Origin of the sequence: Tenacibaculum sp. nBUS_03, assembly GCF_051201695.1 — a bacterium.
In the GTDB taxonomy this organism is placed as follows: Bacteria; Bacteroidota; Bacteroidia; order Flavobacteriales; family Flavobacteriaceae; genus Polaribacter.
Genome location: NZ_CP179214.1, coordinates 2,645,011 through 2,664,179, shown reverse-complemented (window position 1 = coordinate 2,664,179; position 19,169 = coordinate 2,645,011). Strand labels below are relative to the sequence as shown.

General features: G+C 30.8%; 20 protein-coding genes. 9 read left to right on the top strand and 11 right to left on the bottom strand.

The genetic code is table 11. The features are described from left to right. Window positions 1-43 precede the first annotated feature (43 nt). From ACMFBB_RS12350 to mgtE, 3 genes are all read left to right on the top strand, one after another. Window positions 44-373 (top strand): DUF4286 family protein, encoded by a 330-nt coding sequence (locus tag ACMFBB_RS12350; RefSeq protein WP_435261082.1) that lies wholly within the window; start codon window positions 44-46, stop codon window positions 371-373. 267 nt (window positions 374-640) lie between these two features. Continuing rightward, window positions 641-1,453, top strand: coding sequence for a 16S rRNA (adenine(1518)-N(6)/adenine(1519)-N(6))-dimethyltransferase RsmA (rsmA, locus tag ACMFBB_RS12345; protein WP_435261081.1), 813 nt, complete (start codon window positions 641-643; stop codon window positions 1,451-1,453). Then, window positions 1,434-2,783 (top strand): magnesium transporter, encoded by a 1,350-nt coding sequence (mgtE, locus tag ACMFBB_RS12340; protein ID WP_435261080.1) that lies wholly within the window; start codon window positions 1,434-1,436, stop codon window positions 2,781-2,783. The genes rsmA and mgtE overlap by 20 nt, the downstream gene beginning before the upstream one ends. Here the strand turns inward: mgtE and ACMFBB_RS12335 are convergent. Both ACMFBB_RS12335 and ACMFBB_RS12330 read right to left on the bottom strand, forming a co-directional pair. Beyond that, window positions 2,770-3,456, bottom strand: coding sequence for a LysE family translocator (locus ACMFBB_RS12335; protein WP_435261079.1), 687 nt, complete (start codon window positions 3,454-3,456; stop codon window positions 2,770-2,772). The genes mgtE and ACMFBB_RS12335 overlap by 14 nt on opposite strands. A 52-nt stretch (window positions 3,457-3,508) precedes the next feature. Further along, on the bottom strand, window positions 3,509-4,552 hold the full coding sequence (locus tag ACMFBB_RS12330; protein ID WP_435261078.1) for a 2Fe-2S iron-sulfur cluster-binding protein: 1,044 nt from the start codon (window positions 4,550-4,552) through the stop codon (window positions 3,509-3,511). 151 nt (window positions 4,553-4,703) lie between these two features. Between ACMFBB_RS12330 and ACMFBB_RS12325 the strand changes: the two genes are divergently transcribed. From ACMFBB_RS12325 to ACMFBB_RS12310, 4 genes are read left to right on the top strand one after another with little or no spacing between them, the layout of a single operon-like run. Next, window positions 4,704-5,042 (top strand): PadR family transcriptional regulator, encoded by a 339-nt coding sequence (locus ACMFBB_RS12325; RefSeq protein ID WP_435261077.1) that lies wholly within the window; start codon window positions 4,704-4,706, stop codon window positions 5,040-5,042. A gap of 2 nt (window positions 5,043-5,044) precedes the next feature. Then, a complete protein-coding gene (locus ACMFBB_RS12320) occupies window positions 5,045-5,701 on the top strand; it encodes a hypothetical protein (protein ID WP_435261076.1) in 657 nt (218 codons plus the stop codon). Beyond that, entirely contained in the window at window positions 5,701-6,357 is a 657-nt protein-coding gene (locus ACMFBB_RS12315; protein WP_435261075.1) for a hypothetical protein, read from the top strand. Before ACMFBB_RS12320 ends, ACMFBB_RS12315 begins: the two co-directional genes overlap by 1 nt. Continuing rightward, the gene (locus ACMFBB_RS12310; protein WP_435261074.1) at window positions 6,354-7,052 is read left to right on the top strand and encodes a hypothetical protein; all 699 of its coding nucleotides are present in this window, start codon (window positions 6,354-6,356) and stop codon (window positions 7,050-7,052) included. The genes ACMFBB_RS12315 and ACMFBB_RS12310 overlap by 4 nt, the downstream gene beginning before the upstream one ends. A 10-nt stretch (window positions 7,053-7,062) precedes the next feature. On the opposite strand, the gene rsmI is transcribed toward ACMFBB_RS12310, so the two are convergent. After that, the gene (rsmI, locus tag ACMFBB_RS12305) at window positions 7,063-7,734 is read right to left on the bottom strand and encodes a 16S rRNA (cytidine(1402)-2'-O)-methyltransferase (RefSeq protein WP_435261073.1); all 672 of its coding nucleotides are present in this window, start codon (window positions 7,732-7,734) and stop codon (window positions 7,063-7,065) included. A gap of 65 nt (window positions 7,735-7,799) precedes the next feature. On the opposite strand from rsmI, the gene dxs reads away from it, so the two are divergent. Beyond that, window positions 7,800-9,578: a 1-deoxy-D-xylulose-5-phosphate synthase gene (dxs, locus tag ACMFBB_RS12300; protein WP_435261072.1), complete on the top strand. Its 1,779-nt coding sequence runs from the start codon at window positions 7,800-7,802 to the stop codon at window positions 9,576-9,578. A gap of 38 nt (window positions 9,579-9,616) precedes the next feature. On the opposite strand, the gene ACMFBB_RS12295 is transcribed toward dxs, so the two are convergent. After that, complete coding sequence (locus ACMFBB_RS12295) at window positions 9,617-12,298, bottom strand: Ig-like domain-containing protein (RefSeq protein WP_435261071.1); 2,682 nt, start codon at window positions 12,296-12,298, stop codon at window positions 9,617-9,619. A gap of 185 nt (window positions 12,299-12,483) precedes the next feature. Between ACMFBB_RS12295 and ACMFBB_RS12290 the strand changes: the two genes are divergently transcribed. Next, on the top strand, window positions 12,484-13,362 hold the full coding sequence (locus ACMFBB_RS12290; RefSeq protein WP_435261070.1) for a hypothetical protein: 879 nt from the start codon (window positions 12,484-12,486) through the stop codon (window positions 13,360-13,362). A gap of 38 nt (window positions 13,363-13,400) precedes the next feature. Here ACMFBB_RS12290 and ACMFBB_RS12285 read toward each other — a convergent pair whose 3' ends face one another. The 7 genes from ACMFBB_RS12285 to atpB all read right to left on the bottom strand — a co-directional run bounded on the left by ACMFBB_RS12285 (window position 13,401) and on the right by atpB (window position 19,045). Continuing rightward, complete coding sequence (locus tag ACMFBB_RS12285; RefSeq protein WP_435261069.1) at window positions 13,401-13,877, bottom strand: energy transducer TonB; 477 nt, start codon at window positions 13,875-13,877, stop codon at window positions 13,401-13,403. A gap of 106 nt (window positions 13,878-13,983) precedes the next feature. Continuing rightward, a complete protein-coding gene (atpG, locus tag ACMFBB_RS12280) occupies window positions 13,984-14,844 on the bottom strand; it encodes an ATP synthase F1 subunit gamma (RefSeq protein ID WP_435261068.1) in 861 nt (286 codons plus the stop codon). Window positions 14,845-14,907: 63 nt separating this feature from the next. Further along, the gene (atpA, locus tag ACMFBB_RS12275; protein ID WP_435261067.1) at window positions 14,908-16,488 is read right to left on the bottom strand and encodes a F0F1 ATP synthase subunit alpha; all 1,581 of its coding nucleotides are present in this window, start codon (window positions 16,486-16,488) and stop codon (window positions 14,908-14,910) included. A gap of 21 nt (window positions 16,489-16,509) precedes the next feature. Then, the gene (gene atpH / locus ACMFBB_RS12270; protein ID WP_435261066.1) at window positions 16,510-17,067 is read right to left on the bottom strand and encodes an ATP synthase F1 subunit delta; all 558 of its coding nucleotides are present in this window, start codon (window positions 17,065-17,067) and stop codon (window positions 16,510-16,512) included. A gap of 7 nt (window positions 17,068-17,074) precedes the next feature. Then, entirely contained in the window at window positions 17,075-17,572 is a 498-nt protein-coding gene (locus ACMFBB_RS12265) for a F0F1 ATP synthase subunit B (RefSeq protein WP_435261065.1), read from the bottom strand. Window positions 17,573-17,665: 93 nt separating this feature from the next. Continuing rightward, window positions 17,666-17,854 (bottom strand): ATP synthase F0 subunit C, encoded by a 189-nt coding sequence (gene atpE, locus ACMFBB_RS12260; protein WP_053973883.1) that lies wholly within the window; start codon window positions 17,852-17,854, stop codon window positions 17,666-17,668. Window positions 17,855-17,905: 51 nt separating this feature from the next. Beyond that, the gene (atpB, locus tag ACMFBB_RS12255) at window positions 17,906-19,045 is read right to left on the bottom strand and encodes a F0F1 ATP synthase subunit A (RefSeq protein WP_435261064.1); all 1,140 of its coding nucleotides are present in this window, start codon (window positions 19,043-19,045) and stop codon (window positions 17,906-17,908) included. Window positions 19,046-19,169: the final 124 nt, after the last annotated feature.

The following is a 19,169-nucleotide window of genomic DNA, read 5'->3' as shown; positions in this document are numbered from 1 at the left end:
CCTTTACTATATAGTGTTATAATGATATAGTATTTTACAAACTATGTATATATATAACGTAACAATAAATGTAGATGAAAGCATTCTAGCTGAATGGCTAATTTGGATAGAAAAACATATACCTGAAGTATTGGCTACAGGTAAATTTATAAGCGCTAAAATGACACAAGTTTTAGTAGATGAAGAAATGGGAGGAGCTACCTACTCTATTCAATATACAGCAAAAACAAGAGAAGATTTAGATAATTACTATAAACACGACGCAAATAAACTTCGTACAGACGGCATGAAGAAGTTTGCAGACAAAATGTTGGCTTTTAGAACTGAATTAAAGGTAATCAACGAATTTTACCCTACTGTGAATAGTAATTAAAAATATAAAATAAAATTCAACAAAATAAAAAACTGTTCTTTATTTAAGTGTTTTCTTAATAGCTTTAGGCACTATAGCAAACTACTATTACTATAAATTGAGCCTAAGGAAACACTTGGAGGTATTTTAGTTTGTTTTGGATTCAGAGCATTGATAATTGCTCATTCAATAAAAAAATACAGCAAAAGGCTAGTATTAGAACATAGATTATTAACATTAGAAGAGGCTTGTTTCCCCTTCTATTAATAATTTTTATTTAAAAAAACAATGACAGTAAGAGCAAAAAAACATTTAGGGCAACATTTTTTAAATGACGAAAGTATTGCTAAAAGAATAGCAGATGCTTTAACGGAAACAGGATATGACGATGTACTTGAAATTGGTCCTGGAATGGGGGTTCTAACTAAATATTTGTTAGAGAAAAAAGCAAAGGTCACTGTCATGGAATTAGACTCTGAATCTGTAACCTATTTAAAAGAAACATTTCCTTTAGAACACTTAAAACTAAATACTTCTTCAGAAAAATTCACCATAATTGAAGGGGATTTTCTAAAGCAAGACTTTGCAAAAACCTTCAACGGAAAACAAGTTGCTATTATTGGTAATTTCCCTTACAATATTTCTTCTCAAATAGTTTTTAAAGCGATTGAAAACCGTGAGTTTGTTCCTGAATTTTCTGGAATGTTCCAAAAAGAAGTAGCAAAACGAATTGCTGAAAAAGAAGGAAGTAAAATATACGGCATTATTTCTGTTTTAACACAGGCTTTTTTTGATGCTGAATATTTATTTACAGTTCCTCCAAGTGTTTTCAATCCACCTCCCAAAGTAGACTCTGGAGTAATTCGCTTAACTAGAAAAGAAAACTATACGCTTCCTGTAGACGAAAAATTATTTTTTAGAGTTGTTAAAACAGCTTTTAATCAGCGAAGAAAAATGCTCCGTTCTAGTTTAAAATCTTTTAAACTTTCGGTTACCTTAAAAGAAGACCCTATATTTGCGAAGCGTCCCGAACAATTGTCGGTGCAAGACTTTATAAGCTTAACGTCTAAAATCGCAAAAGATGGCATTGGAAATCACTAAAGACCTTATTGACAACGTACGAGAATTAATAAAAAATCAAAAAGACACTGCTCTTTCTAATTTTTTTTCTGAAGTACATCATGCAGACATTGCTGAAGTATTAGACGAGTTGTCATTTGATGAAGCTGTTTATATCATTCGTTTACTTGACTCTGAAACCACTTCTGAGGTACTAATGGATGTTGATGAAGATGTTCGTGAGAATGTTTTAGAGCAATTATCAGCTAAGGAGATTGCTGAAGAAATTGACGAACTTGATACAGATGATGCTGCCGATGTAATTGCTGAATTACCTGAAGAACGTAAACAAGAGGTAATTCAAAAAATTGAAGATAAAGAGCACGCTAAAGAGATTGTTGAACTTCTCCGTTATGATGAAGACACTGCTGGTGGTTTAATGGCTAAAGAATTAGTAAAAGTTAATGAAAACTGGAATGTGCTTACCTGCGTAAAGGAAATGCGTAAACAAGCTGAAGAAGTTACCAGGGTTCATTCTATCTATGTAACAGATAATGATGGAAAACTAAAAGGGCGTTTATCATTAAAAGATCTTTTAATGGCTTCTACGCGTTCAAAAATTGGTGATGTATACATTCCAAAAGTAGACTCTGTTGACGTTCATGAAAAAGCTGAAGATGTAGCTAATATTATGCGTAAATACGATTTAGAAGCAATTCCTGTAATAGATGAGTTAGGTGTTTTAGTTGGACGTATTACTATTGATGATATTGTTGATGTAATTAAAGAAGAAGCAGAAAAAGACTACCAACTAGCTGCTGGTATTACACAAGATGTAGAGGCTGATGATACTATTTGGCAATTAACTAGAGCACGATTACCTTGGCTATTTTTAGGTTTAATAGGTGGTGTAGGAGCTGCAAGAATTATGGGTTTTTTTGATGATGCCATAGCTGAGAACGCTATATTGTTTATGTTTACACCTTTAATTGCAGCAATGGCTGGTAATGTGGGAGTTCAATCATCTGCAATTATAGTTCAGGGTATAGCAAATGATGATGTAAAAGGAAGCATTACTGATAGGCTATTAAAAGAAGTTTCCTTAGCTATGATTAATGGTTTAGCTTTGGCCATTTTACTTTTCTTATATGTTTTCATCACTGAACAAGACTTAAACATAGCAAGTGCTATTTCAGTATCTCTTTTTGCAGTAATTATTGTAGCTGGTTTAGTAGGTACTTTTATTCCTTTATTTTTAGATAAAAGAGGAATAGATCCTGCTATAGCTACCGGGCCGTTTATAACTACAAGTAACGATATTTTTGGAATCTTAATTTACTTTTGGATTGCTAAAATTATTATTGGCTTTTAGTTGTTTGCTCTACTTTATGAAATAAATTATCTATTTGATCTTTGGGTATAAAACTCTTTAGCATTATAAGCGATCCAAAAACAATTAACAAAACTCCCATACCTCTTTTTATTCTATATATTACCAACGGTGTTAATTTACTTTTTAACTGTTTAGCTAAAAGTATTTTGCCTAAATCACTTAAAGCATATCCAACTATTACTGTGAAAAAATACCAAAACATGTAACTAGGATTCATATTTAATGTTGGACCAACTACCACAATTATTCCTAACCATCCAGCTAAAACACCAACATTAATAAAGTTTAAAGCAAATCCTTTTAATACCAATTTTAAATAGTTGTTACTTTCTGGGATATCTACTTCACAAACTTCAACCTCTTTTTTGTTACTCTTATCTAAGTAGGTTATTAATCCATAAACTATTAAAATTAACCCACCAATTAAAAATAACCGAGGATCATCTTTAATCTTTTCTAATAGGCTTCTACTTCCAAAATAGGCTATAAGCATAAAAAAAATATCTCCTAAAATTACTCCTATATCGAATGCAATTGCTGCTCTAGCGCCTTTTAAAATACTTGTTTTAATTAGCATAAAAAACACTGGGCCAATCATAAAAGACATTACTATACCTACAAAAAAGGCGTTTTTTAAATCGTAAAAATCCATTAATTTTTATTTAAATACTGTTCATTAGTAAACTATTTGGGTATTCAATAAATTATACCTCATCAAAGTCTACAGTTATTTTTGGGGTAGTTGGGTGTGCCATACAGGTTAAAACTAACCCTTCTTCTAACTCATCATCTGTTAATATAGAATTTTTAGTCATCACTGCCTTACCTTCTGTTACCAAGGCTATACAACTACTGCAAACACCTCCTTGACACGAATAAGGAGCGTCTAATTTATTTCGCAAACTAGCTGCTAACAATGTATCTGTTTGCTTCATGGTAAAAGTTGTTTCCTCATCATCTAACAGAACAGTAATTTCTGTTTGCCCATCTTTTATTTCAGAAACATTTTCCTCATTAGTAGCTGCGGTGAACAATTCAAAATGAACATTACTTTTATCTAATCCATTCTCTTTTAATGCAGATGAAGCTGTTTTTATCATTTCTTCTGGCCCACATAAAAATGCTTCATCAAAAGAAATTTCTTTATATATATTCTTTATAAAATAATTAACATTGCTTTTTTCTATTCTTCCAAATAAAGATGACTCGTTACGCTCTCTACTAAACACATAATTTAACTTAAATTGTTCAGGAAATTGTTGTTGCAAATCACCTAATTCCTTATAAAAAATAGTATCAGCAATACTTTTGTTTCCATACACCAATGTAAACGAAGAAGAAGAGTTTTCTAACGTCGATTTTATCATTGACAATACAGGAGTAATTCCACTTCCCGCTACAAATCCAATATAATTTTTGTTGTTTTCTGGTTGCAATATAAATTTTCCTTCAGGAGCAGTAACTTCTATCTCATCACCCGTTTTGAGTTCTGTTGTAGCGTAAGTAGAAAACTTACCATTTTCAACAGCTTTTACTGCTACTTTAAGATCACCACTTTTAGGTGATGAACAAATAGAATACGCCCTTCTTACTTCTTCTTTTTTAATTTCTTTTTTTAAAGTAACATATTGCCCTGCTACAAACGAAAAAGTTTCTTTTAATGATTCAGGAATTGTGAATAAGATAGAAACTGAATCAGTAGTTTCTTTAACAACTTCTTTTATAGATAATTTGTAAAATTTTGCCATTCTTTAAATAATATCATGCAAAAATAACAAACTAATAACGAATGAATAGTTAGAGTTTCTATAAATTAATACCTAAGAGTTTTATACATAAGAAATTTATGTATATATTTACAATCTATTATAAGCGTCTTTAAGAAGCATAAATAACTATATGGGAAATCAAAAATTATATAAAGGCTCACTACAAACCATCATTTTAAAACTATTAGCTCAAAATGATAAAATGTATGGCTATGAGATAACACAAAAAGTAAAAGAACTAACAAAGGGAGAATTGCAAATTACTGAAGGAGCTTTATATCCTGCTTTACACAAACTTGAAGCTGAAGGTTTATTAGATGTAGAGGTTGCTAAAGTAGGAAACAGATTACGTAAATATTATAAGTTAACCGAAAATGGAACAAAAGAAACAGCTAATAAATTAGCTGAAATGCAAGAGTTTTTAAAAACCATGCAACAATTGGTAAACCCCAAATTAAGTCTAGATTAAGTATGGAACTAACAAAAAATCAAATACAGCAAGTAGAAAGGTATCTAGATAAAAAAAAGATTTACTATATAGATATTAGAGTTGAAGTACTTGACCATATCGTTTCAGAAATAGAAAGCACTATACTTATTGAAAAAGATTTTGATTATTCATTTAATAAAGCAACTGAAAAATGGAATGCTTTTTTTGAAAACTCCTCTAGTATTTTTTTAGGGTATTGCTATGTAAAACCTTTGCTTGTTATTAATAAAATGAAAAAATATGGAAAACCACATGCTATAAAAACATGGAGTGTTTTTATTTTAATGCTAATCTCAATAAGCTTTAATGAAAGTATCTCTTTAGATGTTTCAACTATTGTAATGGAAATAACAAACATTACTTTTCAAGCTGTATCCTATGCTCTTTCTTTATTGATTGTATTAGGTTATATACATATGCTTTCAACAAAGCAAAAAACTTCTTTCAAGTTTTTATATGAAACTCAAGTATTACCTGTAGTTTTATTTCCTTTCATGATTTCTGGTTCTATTATAACAATACACAATGGTTTAGATTTATTAAAAATAATGAGTTTAGTTATTAGCTTATTTATCTTTCAACTAGCATTAAAACTATATAAAAAACACTTTTTATTGTTAAAAACATATTCTTTTTAATGGAATTAACTAAGGAACAAATACAATTCATAGACCATTACTTAAAAGAAAACGGAATTGAATATTGGGACCTAAGGATAGAAATGGTGGATGATTTAGTCTCTGATATTGAATTAAATTCTGAAACTACACTTTTTAAAAATGAATTTAAAAGTGCTTTAAAAAGATCTGGCTGGAATAAAAACTTACGCAAAATTCATGAAAATGGTTGGAAAACTATAAATACTCTTTACAGAAAGCAATTTTCTAAAATGTTTATAGATTTCTTTAAATCATTTAAAAAAGTAGTTGTTTTTTTAACACTTACATTAACCTACTTTTTTTTAGCTCAAAATATTTCTTTGAAACATTTTAAACAGCTAAACATTATCTTGTACATAATACCCATTGTTTTTTGTTTACTACACACAGTTATGCTTTATTTTAAAAAATTTAGGAAGTCTGTTCATATAAACTATGGCGTTTTCTACTTCTCTATTACTTTTTTAGTTCTTAACATGGTTATCCAATTTATACCCTATACTTCAGAAGTAATTCAAAAAAAAGTATGGATATTATTAATTCCTTTATACTATGTAGCTATGTATTCAGGGTACAAAATTTTTCAAGTAGCAATCACTAAGATTGAAAACATAAAAAGAGAATTATCATTATGAAAAAGCTAACAGAAAAACACGTAGAAGAGCTGTATACATTTACTCGTCAACATTATGTAGAACATTACGATGTACAAACTGAACTTGTAGATCATTTAGCAAATGATATTGAGCAAATATGGAAAAATAAACCACAGCTATCTTTTGAAAAAGCAAGAGACATTTCTTTTAAAAAATTTGGAGTTTTTGGGTTTATGGGGGTTGTAGAGGAAAAACAAAAACAATTAGGAAAAAAATACAGAAAAATTCTTTGGAAATACATAAAAGAATGGTTTGCATTTCCAAAAATATTGACTGTTATAAGTACTTTCTTGTTTTTTTACTATTTCTTACAATTAAATATTGGGATATACATAATTGGCAGTTCATTATTCCTATTAGCTATTATAGATCTTTATTTTGTAAACAAACTCAAAAAAGAATTCGATAAAAGAACAAGAACGAATGGTAAAAAATGGATGCTAGAAGAAATGATTTTCAATGTAGCCTCATTTGGAGGGGTTATGGTTGCAGCTAACCTTCCTCAAATTTTAACCTATATTGAAAGAGTACCTTCAAAAATAGAGTCTATTATTATTGCTACAATGATTACTCTAGCTATTATTTATTCTTATGTAACATTAAGTATTATCCCTAAAAAATCAGAAAAATTACTGCAAAAACATTATCCAGAATACAAATTAATTTCTTCTTAAAATCAGAAAACTATTTTTTGCCGTCAACAACAATAACTATCTCACCTTTAGCTGGTTTAACTGTATAATATGATAACACTTCTTCTACGCTTCCTCGTTTGGTTTCTTCAAATAATTTTGTTAATTCTCTAGATACCGACACTTGCCTATCGTTACCAAAATACTCGCCAAAATGAGTCAATGTTTTCAAAAGTTTGTGTGGACTTTCGTAAAATATCATAGTTCTAGTTTCTTCAGCTAGCAATTTTAAACGAGTTTGCCTTCCTTTTTTAACAGGTAAAAAACCTTCAAAAACAAACTTGTCATTTGGTAAACCAGAGTTTACTAGAGCTGGAACAAAGGCTGTAGCACCTGGCAAACATTCAACATCTATTTCATGTTGAATACAAGCGCGTGTAAGTAAAAACCCAGGATCAGAAATTGCTGGAGTTCCTGCATCAGAAATTAATGCAAAAGTTTCACCACTTTGCAAACGCCTAATAATTGTATCTAACGTTTTATGTTCATTATGCATATGATGAGATTGCATTGGTGTTGCAATTTCAAAATGCTTTAATAACTTTCCACTAGTACGTGTATCTTCAGCTAAAATAGCATCAACTTCTTTAAGAACTCTAATTGCTCTTAAGGTCATATCCTCTAGGTTTCCAATTGGTGTTGGCACTACATATAATTTACTCATACTACAAAACTACAAAGTTTTATGCTTACAGTAGGGTTATATAATGCTTTTTGTACATTTGTTTTATGTCAGAAAACCTATTACATACCATCAAATATCCCTCTGATTTAAGAAAATTATCAGTAAATAATTTACCTGCAGTAGCTAAAGAATTGCGTGACTTTATTATTGAGGTAGTTTCTACTAAAGAAGGACATTTAGGTGCCAGCCTAGGGGTAATTGAGTTAACCATTGCATTACATTATGTTTTTAATACCCCTGATGATTTATTAGTTTGGGATGTAGGACACCAAGCATACGTTCATAAAATATTAACTGGTAGAAAAAATGTGTTTCACACAAATCGTCAGTTACATGGAATTTCCGGGTTCCCAAAACGTAGTGAAAGTGAATATGATACTTTTGGTGTAGGGCATTCTTCTACTTCAATATCTGCAGCTTTAGGTATGGCCATAGCTTCAAAACTTCAAGGAAAAAACAAACATCACATAGCGGTAATTGGTGATGCTTCTATTGCAAGCGGAATGGCATTTGAAGCTCTAAATCATGGAGGAGATACCAATGCAAACTTATTGGTTATTTTAAACGATAACGCTATAGGGATTGACCCTTCTGTAGGTGCATTGAAAGATTATTTAACTCGAATAAAATCTACTAGAAACGATGTAGAGCAACATAATATTTTTGAAGCATTAAATTTTGATTATTCTGGCCCTATAAATGGTCATAATTTTGAAGAATTACTTAGAGAACTTGAGCGTTTAAAAAATGTTCCAGGACCTAAGTTTTTACATGTAATTACTACAAAAGGAAAAGGGCTTCGCCAAGCAGAAGAAAACCAGGTAAAATACCATGCTCCTGGAAAATTTGATAAAGTTTCAGGAGATGTTTTACCAAAAGAAAAAAATGAGTTTACTAAATTTCAAGATGTTTTTGGAAAAACAATTGTTGAGTTAGCGCATAAAAACAAAAAAATAGTTGGCATTACTCCTGCTATGTTAACTGGAAGTTCTTTAAAATTTATGTTAGAAGAATTTCCTGAGCGCACTTTTGATGTTGGTATTGCTGAACAACATGCAGTAACTTTAGCAGCTGGAATGGCCACTGAAGGCTTAGTTCCTTATTGTAATATTTATTCTACTTTTTTACAACGTGCTTATGACCAAGTTATTCATGACGTAGCCTTGCAAAATTTACCTGTTATTTTTTGTTTAGATAGAGCTGGGCTCGTAGGGCAAGACGGAGCAACTCATCACGGTGTTTTTGATATTGCCTATTTACGGTGTATCCCAAACTTAATAGTATTTGCTCCTCGAAACGAAATAGAGCTTAGAAATATATTATATACTGCTCAAAAGGAACTAAAGCAACCAATTGCAATTCGTTATCCAAGAGGAAGAGGAAAAATCAAAAATTGGAAACTCCCTTTCAAGAAAATTAATATCGGGAAAGCAAGCTGTTTAAAAGAAGGAAACAAAATAGCTATACTATCAATTGGTACGATAAGTAAAAATGCTACAGAGGCAATAAAAAGGATAGAAAATAAAGAGCTTGTTGCGCATTATGATATGCGTTTTATAAAACCACTAGATATTGAATTGCTTAAAAGTATTTTTAATAAATTTAGTGCTATACTTACCATTGAAGATGGTTGCAAACAAGGTGGATTTGGAAGCGCTATTATAGAAGTCGCTTCAATTTATAACTATCAAGGTAAAATAGAAGTTTTAGGTGTTCCTGATAATTTTATTCATCACGGCACCACTGAAGAGTTACAATTACAATGTGGTATTGATACTGAAAGTATTTTAAAACTAATTAGTCAAATAAAAACGGATTACTAATTAGTAATCCGTTTTATAAAAATCATTCTTATTCTAAATTATTTCTTTATTATTTTTTCTGACAGTTTATTCTCTCCAAATTCATTAAATATTTCAATAAAATAAATTGAATTATTAGTTAAGTTAGAAATATTTATAGAACTATTAATTACTGGTACTTCAAGTAGTTTTTTACCTGAAACATCAAGTATTATTGCCTTCCAAAGAACCTTACTCTTTCCTCCAGTAATGAATAATCTATTTGATGCTGGGTTAGGGTAAAGGGTAATTTTTGTTTTTAATGGTCTTTCTTTCTTTTCTTTTTTTCTTGCAGAAGTATTCATTAAACAAAATTGTTTAGTATCTGAACTTGTAAAACTGCCTCCTGATACTAAAACTGTCCCGTCAGTTTTTGTTACTTTATATAAACCGTTTCCATAATCACAGCAAATTCCATCTCCATAAGTATCTTTTATAATGAAGTCATAACACCCAACAGGCAAGCACTTAGATACCGTAATTGACTCTCCATTTCCTTGGGTATAATTTCCTCCACTCATGACTACTTCATTACTACTATTTTTCAATGTCCATGATGTTTCTTTTGAATATTTATCAAATACTAGAGTTACAAAAACATCTTCACATTTTGGAGTATTTCCCCCTCCATCGGAACTACCAGTTGTATACGTAATAACTAGTTTTGGAGCTTTAGAGCTACTTCCGTTATAGGATTCAGCTGTACGTTCTCCTGTTCCAGAAATATAGAACATCATAGGGTTACCTGAATTCCAACTAGGTTTATTTACTATATATTGAACTAATTCTTTTAGCTCAGGCGTTCTTTGATTAGCTCCAGATTCTCCAACTGTATTCCATGAATTCGGGTTCCAATTAATTGTTTTATTATAATATGATCTTGATGTAATATTGTATTCTTGAGAAGTTATATTTTGAGCATTTGACGAGTCTTCAATTTTTATCCCCAATGAAGTATTTCCTGAGTTAGTTTCATCTGTAGTGAATTGAATATGTGCACTTGTAATCGTAGCATTTGAAGGGATATTTAAATTTCTAAATAATAAACCAATATGTTGGTTTCCTTTTGAACTTCCATCATATACTAATTCTAAATCAGAGCTATTCATATACATTTTACCAGATGACTGATATTGTTCAGCATCATCATCTCCACTACTAATTTTTGATGTTATCGTTTTTGATACCTCTCCTACAAAGATTGAAACTTCTTTTGATGTTGTTTCATTTCCATCATTATCTATTGCTACAGTTTTTAAAATATATGATTGATTATTAACACTAGGTGTCCAACTTGTTGAATACGGTGAACTTGTATCCGTTTTTATTAAGTTATCATTTACATAAAACTTCACATTAGCTATTGCACCATCGCTATCTGAGGCATTCGCATTGATCGTTATTGCTATATTAACTTTATGTGTTGAACCATCAATCGGGTTAGTTAGAGTTACTTCTGGATAACTCACGTTCGAGTTTATAATAGTTACAACACTTCCATTAGATGGATTCCAGACGTCCAAGTTAGAAGGAAGAGTAAATGGATTATCATTAGTTACTGAACCTACATTATTTGCATTATCTACTTTAATTGTTCTAATTTCAATTTTTGATTCTTCAACAAAAATCCATTTAAACTGATTAAAAGTACCATTATTTCTAGTCCAGTTTTTTGCATCATTTGAAGAGCGTAATGGAGCTCCCCAACAACCTTCTCCAACATAAGTAGTACCATTGTTATTATCTCTTACAAAACCGTCATCACAACCACTTCCACCAGAACAAGGTTTTACTGGCCAAGTTGTTTTAACTGTATGAGAATCCGATTCAAAAACTAAATTAACCCCTTTATCATAAAAAAGTTGAGCCCAATTTGCATATTCATCATTACCTTCTGACTTTGAAGAAACGTGTGGTCTCATTGGCTTATGGTATTGAGCAGATTTCCATATAGAATTATTATTATTTAATTTTTGACTCAACCAAGAATATTGATTTCCTCCAGCAGAAATTTCAGAATTTAAAGTGTAAATTGTATACAAATTATCTCCAAAAGTAATATGATAATAAACATTAGTTGAAGAAACATTAAATAAATTATAAATGCTATTATTTGAATCTTCATGATTTCCTCTTGCCGGTATTATAGGAAACATTCTTCCATCTGTAGCTATTGTATATTGCCAATCGTTAAACCAACCTTTCCACTCTGAACTTGAATCTCCATTGGTCATATCACCACCAAAAAATACTGCTGTTGGTTTTAATTTTGATACTAACAAATTTGCATTTCTCCTAGGAGTTCTATTATTCCTTGAATCTCCTCCTGCAATGAAAGACATTTTTTGATTATTACTAGGAGCAGTTTTAAACCAGAAGCGTCTACTGGTTCCTTGACTATCTCTAATAACGAAATAATAATTGGTGTTTGGGGTTAAACCGGTTAATTTAGCAAAGGTATTACTCATTCCTTTGTAAGAAATTGAGCGATCTACCGATTTTGAACTTGAATAACTTGACCAATTTGTTCCGTAATCTATAGTACCATAATGTACTTTAGGACTTGTACCAGAAATCTGATTCCAACCAATCATAATTGTAGTAGCTGGATTATCTGTAATTATTAATCGATACTTATCATTTGAAGCATAACTAGAAATAGCTACAAAACATAGTAGCTTAAAAAAAATATTTTTCATCATGAAGGGGTTATTATATTAAATTTCAGCAAATATATTTGTGTATTATTAATTAATAAACAACAATTTATAAAGTTAATTGTATAATAAAATAGGTAACCTTAAACTAACCATTGGTTTAAAGTTTACTAATGTTATTTTAACAAACAGGACTTATTCATTTTTTTATTTTTACAAAAAGTAAATATATGAATAACAAACCCCTTCTTAGTCTTTTAAAAATTAGTTCATTTCTTATTTTCATAGGAAGAGCATATCAACATTTATTTTGGGACGCCCCATTCAGAAGTTTCTTCTGGGATCAACATCTATTAGAACCCATTGTAACTACTGTTTTTGGCGTTTCTTGGCAATCATATGTTACCAATTTAAATACAGATCATGCAATTCAGTTTTTAACAAGAATTACTGGAGTGCTCTATAGTTTATGCGCAGTAATTTCTTTAGCTATTAACGAAAAATCTAAACGTTGGATGTATTCCGTTTTAAAATTAGGCTCAGTAAGTTTAATTCTTTTAGCATTATTATTAACTAAAGAGAAGTTTTATCATTTAATAATGTTCTTTGAGCACACCATTCAATTTGGAGTTCCAATAGCATTATTATATTATTTAAAGACTCGAAATAATCACCAATTGATCTTTAAATTAAAAATTTTCATAGCTTTAGCTTTTACCTGTCATGGAATGTATGCTATTGGTGTTTTTTATCCGTTACCTGGCAACTTTGTTACAATGACATTAAATATATTACCTGTTACAGAAACAAGCGCTAAAAACCTGTTATTTATTGCTGGGGGTTTAGATTTTATAATAGCCATTGCTATGTTTATCCCAAAAACGGCTAAAATAGCCTTAGTCTATGCTAGCTTCTGGGGATTTATTACAGCTTTTGCAAGAATAATAAGTGGCTTAAATTATGATATATCAATAAGTATTTTTCATCAATATTTTTACTTAGTTATTTATAGGTTACCACATGGGATAGTTCCGTTAATAGTTTATATATACTTGACAAATCAAGGTAATGTAAATATCAAAAACGTAAAAAGTTTGTCTTCTATTTAAAAATAAAAAGTGAATCAAATTGATTCACTTTTTATTTATTACTCTACGTTAAATGTAATCGGTATCGTATAACCAACTCTTACAGGTTTTCCCTGTTGATATCCAGGTGTAAGTTTTGGAAGTAATTTGGCAATTCTTATCGCTTCATCTCTTAATTTTTGATGTGGAGCTCTCACATTGATATCTTCTATAGAACCTCCCTTTTCTATTTTGAACTGTAAATAAATTCTTTTTTTCCCAGGCTTAAGAATATCAACACATATGCTATCATACACCTTAGTAACTTGATTGTATACTTTTTTCTTTTCTAAGCAACTAGCAATTTTTAAATTAAAATTTTTGACAACATGCTTTTGCATCATTTTATTAAAACAACTTCTTCTTTCTTTTTCAGAAATAATTGATTCACATCCAGGAAAAACAGGAGCTTTCTCTATAGTTTTAAAAACAATATTTTTATTTTTAGTAAATGTATTGTTATTTGAGCCACAGCCTTCAATTAGAAAAAGTATCATTAAAAGTAAAGTGACGTTTTTCATAGTTCTCATAAATAGTAAATTCTTGTTTACATAAAAAAAGCGAACCAAGTTGGTTCGCTTTATATATAAGATAAATAGTTTCTTAATTATTCAATGCCTCAGCACCACCAACAATTTCTAAAATTTCATTAGTAATTGCAGCTTGACGTGCTTTGTTATACGTTAATAGTAATTCGTCACGTAATTCAGTAGCGTTATCAGTTGCTTTGTGCATTGCTGTCATACGAGCACCATGTTCAGCAGCAAAGGAATCACGGATAGCTTTATATAACTGAGTTTTTAATGATTTAGGAATTAACTCTAAAACAATTTCTTCTTTAGATGGTTCAAAAACATAATCTAAATTTACGTTTGCATCACTTTCAATTGGTTGAATAGGCAAAAACTGTTCAACTTGTGGTATTTGAGTTGCCGCATTCTTAAATCTATTGTAAATGATTTCTATTTTATCATAAGAACCACCTACATATAATTCCATTAATTGTTCAGCAACTAAAGCTACATTATCAAAAGTTAACTCATCATAAATGTCATTTCTATTTTCAATAACATTATTCTCTTTTGATAATATATCATTACCTTTTTTACCAATTGTAAATAAATCAACTGAAGCACCATTGTATTTTTCATCAATGGTTTTTACAGTTTCTTTTATAATAGAAGAATTAAACCCACCACATAAACCTCTGTTTGAAGTTACGATGATTAATAATACTTTGTTTACTTCTCTTTGAGTTGAATAAGCTCCACCTGCATCACTATCTAAAGTAGCACTTAAGCTTTGCAATAATTCAGTAAGCTTAGATGAATATGGGCGCATTGCCGTAATTGCATCTTGGGCTTTTTTCAACTTAGCAGCCGATACCATTTTCATGGCAGAGGTAATCTGCATTGTTGATTTAATTGAAGTAATCCTGTTTCGTATTTCTTTTAAGTTTGCCATGTAATTGCACTTAAAATTTATAAAATTCCCGCTATATACGCGGGAATATTGTTTTAACTATTATTAAGCCGAAAATTTAGCTGAAATCTCTTTAGCAGCTGCTGTTAAAGTATCAATTACTTCATCAGTTAATTTACCTGCTTTTAATGTGTCTAAAGTATCTCTATGCTTAGCATTTAAGTACTCTATATAATCTTTCTCAAATTCCTTTACCTTTTTAACAGGAACATCTTTTAACAAGTTTTTAGAACCTGCATAAATGATTGCTACTTGATCTTCTACAGTAAAAGGATCATTTTGAGCTTGCTTTAAAATTTCAACATTACGTTGTCCTTTAGAAATAACATTCATTGTAGCTGCATCTAAATCAGACCCAAACTTAGCAAATGCTTCTAATTCACGATACTGAGCTTGATCTAATTTTAAAGTACCAGATACTTTTTTCATTGATTTAATTTGAGCATTACCCCCAACTCGAGATACAGAAATACCTACGTTAATTGCTGGACGCACACCTGAATTAAATAAATCAGACTCTAAGAAAATTTGCCCATCAGTAATAGAAATTACGTTTGTTGGGATATATGCAGAAACGTCTCCTGCTTGTGTTTCAATAATTGGTAATGCAGTTAAAGAACCTCCACCTTTTACAATTCCTTTTAAAGAATCAGGTAAATCATTCATTTCACTTGCAATTTTATCATCATTAATAACTTTTGCAGCACGCTCTAATAATCTTGAGTGTAAGTAAAATACATCTCCTGGATATGCCTCACGTCCTGGAGGTCTTCTTAATAATAATGACACCTCACGGTAAGCAACTGCTTGTTTAGATAAATCATCATAAACAATTAATGCTGGTCTACCAGTATCACGGAAATATTCACCAATTGCAGCTCCTGCAAATGGTGCATATACCTGCATTGGAGCAGGATCAGATGCATTTGCAGCAACGATTGTTGTATATGCTAAAGCTCCTTTTTCTTCTAACATGTTAGCAATAGCTGCTACAGTTGAAGCTTTTTGACCAATAGCTACATAGATACAGTACACTGGTTGCCCTGCATCATAAAATTCTTTTTGATTTAAGATAGTATCAATAGCAACTGTAGATTTACCAGTTTGACGGTCACCAATAATTAGCTCACGTTGACCACGTCCTACAGGAATCATTGCATCAATTGATTTGATACCAGTTTGCATAGGTTCAGTTACAGGCTCACGATAAATTACACCAGGAGCTCTTCGCTCTAAAGGCATTTCGTAAGTTTCTCCTTCAATTGGTCCTTTACCATCGATTGGTTGACCTAAGGTGTTTACTACACGTCCTACAATTCCTTCTCCAGCTCTTAAAGAAGCAATTCTTTCAGTACGTTTTACAGTAGATCCTTCTCTTACAGATGTAGAAGCACCTAATAATACAACACCTGCATTATCTTCTTCTAAGTTTAATACGATACCTTCTAATCCGTTATCGAATTCAACTAATTCACCGTATTGTACATTTGATAAACCGTAAACACGAGCAATACCATCACCTACTTGTAATACAGTTCCTACTTCATTTAACGAAGCTTTCGCTTCGAAGTTTGTTAATTGTTCCTTTAAAATTGCTGATACTTCAGCTGGTTTAATTGCTGCCATCTTATATCTTTTGACGTAAAATTAAATTTTTGGAATATAATGACTGTTGTCAAATTCTCTCCTTAATTCATTAAATTGATTAGAAATACTTGCATCATACTGCACATCTCCAACACGTAAAATAAACCCTCCTAAAATAGTTGGGTTTACTATATTTTCTATACTAGCATTGTTTCCTGTAAGGTCAACTATTTTTGCTTGTATTTTATCTTCTAACTCTTTAGTTAAAGCTATTGCTGTGGTTACTTTAGCAACTTGCATGCTTTTATGATAATCATAAATAATAGTATACTGCTTAGCAATTGGTTCAAGCATAAGCATACGCTTATTCTCTTCTAATAAGTTAAACAGCCCTTTAACTATCGTATCTACTTTATCACCAAAAAGTGCAATTAAAACTTTCTGTTTATCCTTAGCTTTGATTATTGGACTCTTCAACATAGTCTTTAAATCATCACTTTCAGCAATAGTATTTACGATTAGCTGCATGTTCTCATTAACTAAAGCATCATTACCTGATTCTTTAGCTAAATTTAAAACTGCTTTTGCATAACGTAATGCTGGTCTTGCTCCTTTCATCTATTGTTTAGTTTAAAGTAACGTCTTGTAACATTCCTTCAACAAGTTTGAATTGTTCGTCTTGTGAAGCTAACTCTTTTTTAACAACAGACTGTGCTATACTGATAGATAATTCAGCAACATTCTTTTTTAATTCAGCAATTGCTGCTTGTTGTTCTTGCTTGATTGTTGCCTTAGCATTTTCAATCATAATTGAAGCTTGATCTTGAGCTTCTTCTTTTGCTTCTGCTATAATGTTATCTTTAATTTCACGGGCATCTTTCATCATTGCATCTCTTTCTGCACGTGCCTCTTTTATCATTTTCTCATTATCAGCCTGTAAGTTTTGCATTTCTTTACGAGCATTTTCTGCTTGATCTAATGCACTTTGAATACCTTCTTCTCTTTCATCTAAAGAATTTAAAATAGGTTTCCATGCAAACTTTGCTAATAAAAATAATAATAGAATTAAGATAGTTAATTGCATTGCAAATAGTCCTATCGAAAAATCATTAAAAATATCCATAATACTTAATTATTGTCTTTTTGTTGTTTAATTTTTAAAAACATTTCTGCAACCAACCGTTGCAGAAAATGTTTTTGTTGTTTTGTTTCGGAATTATTTTCCTAAAAGTAAAGCACCAAATGCTAATCCTTCTAATAATGCTCCGATAATGATCATCGCTGTTTGGATTTTACCAGCAGCCTCAGGTTGACGAGCAATTCCTTCCATTGCTTTTCCACCTATTTGACCTAATCCGATTCCTCCACCGATTACGATTAATCCTGCTCCAATTAAATTGTACATACTAATTGATTTATATTAAATTAAACAAATTCTTATTCTACTTTAAAACTCTTAATGATCATGTGCATGATCGTGCTCTTCTACCGCCATTCCAATAAACAAGGCTGAAAGCATTGTGAAAATAAATGCCTGTAAAAAAGCTACTAACAATTCAATAATTGTTAAAAACATAGTTAACAAAAATGAAATACCTGTTGCACCTACTGTTCCAAATTCGGCTTTCAACAATACCATAAGTGCTGCAATACCCATTACTACCGAGTGACCTGCTGTAATATTCGCAAACAAACGTACTAATAATGAAAATGGCTTAATTAATAAAAAACCTGCTAACTCTAAAACAGCTAATATTGGTCTTAAAACTTTTGGAACTCCTGGCATCCATAAAGTATGCGACCAAAAATCTTTTGACCCGTTAGTTATATAAACTACTAAAGTAAATAATGCTAAACATACAGTAACTGCAATTTGACCTGTAACATTAAATCCTAATGGAGTTAATCCTAATAAGTTTAATATCCAGATAAAGAAAAATACTGTTAATAAATACGGCATGAATCTCTTATACTTTTTCTCACCTATGTTTGGTCTTGCTATTTCATCTCTTACATATAAAACTAATGGTTCTAAAACACGACCAACACCAGTAGGTATTGCTCCTTTCTTATATCCTTTAGCCAATGAACCAAAACCTAAAAACATCAACAAACCTGCTAACAATATTCCAAAAACACTTTTCGTAATAGATAAATCCAATACTTTGTGAGCATTTGTAGCATGATGTGTTTCGTCAAAAGAAACTTCTGTCGCATCTGCATCTAATTCATATATTTTACTATGAATCTTAGCCAACTTAACACCTCCAGCATCTACTACTAATTTACCATCATCGTTATGATGAAACTTTGACGACATAAATGTCTTCAAACCTTTGCTTGTCCAAACAATTACTGGTAATGGAAAACCTACATGTTTTCTTTCACCTGCATCGTTTGAATAAGAGAACAATGAAAAATCATGTGAATCTGCTAAGTGATGCTTGATATAGCTTTTAATTTCCTCTTTGGTGTTTACTTTTCCACCGTCGTTTTCTGAAGATTTCTTATCTCCTCCACTAGCAAACACTCCAAAAGAAGTGAAAACCAATGCTAAAACTGTTAAAAATTTGATAGATTTTTTTGCTATCATCATACCTTTTTAAATATAGGGTTATGGTCTCTAAATTTCCGTGCAAAGGTAAACAATTAATTAAAACTACAAACCGTTTTTTTATTTAGTTTTTATGAGAATATTTTTATGAGAATATTTTTGGTGA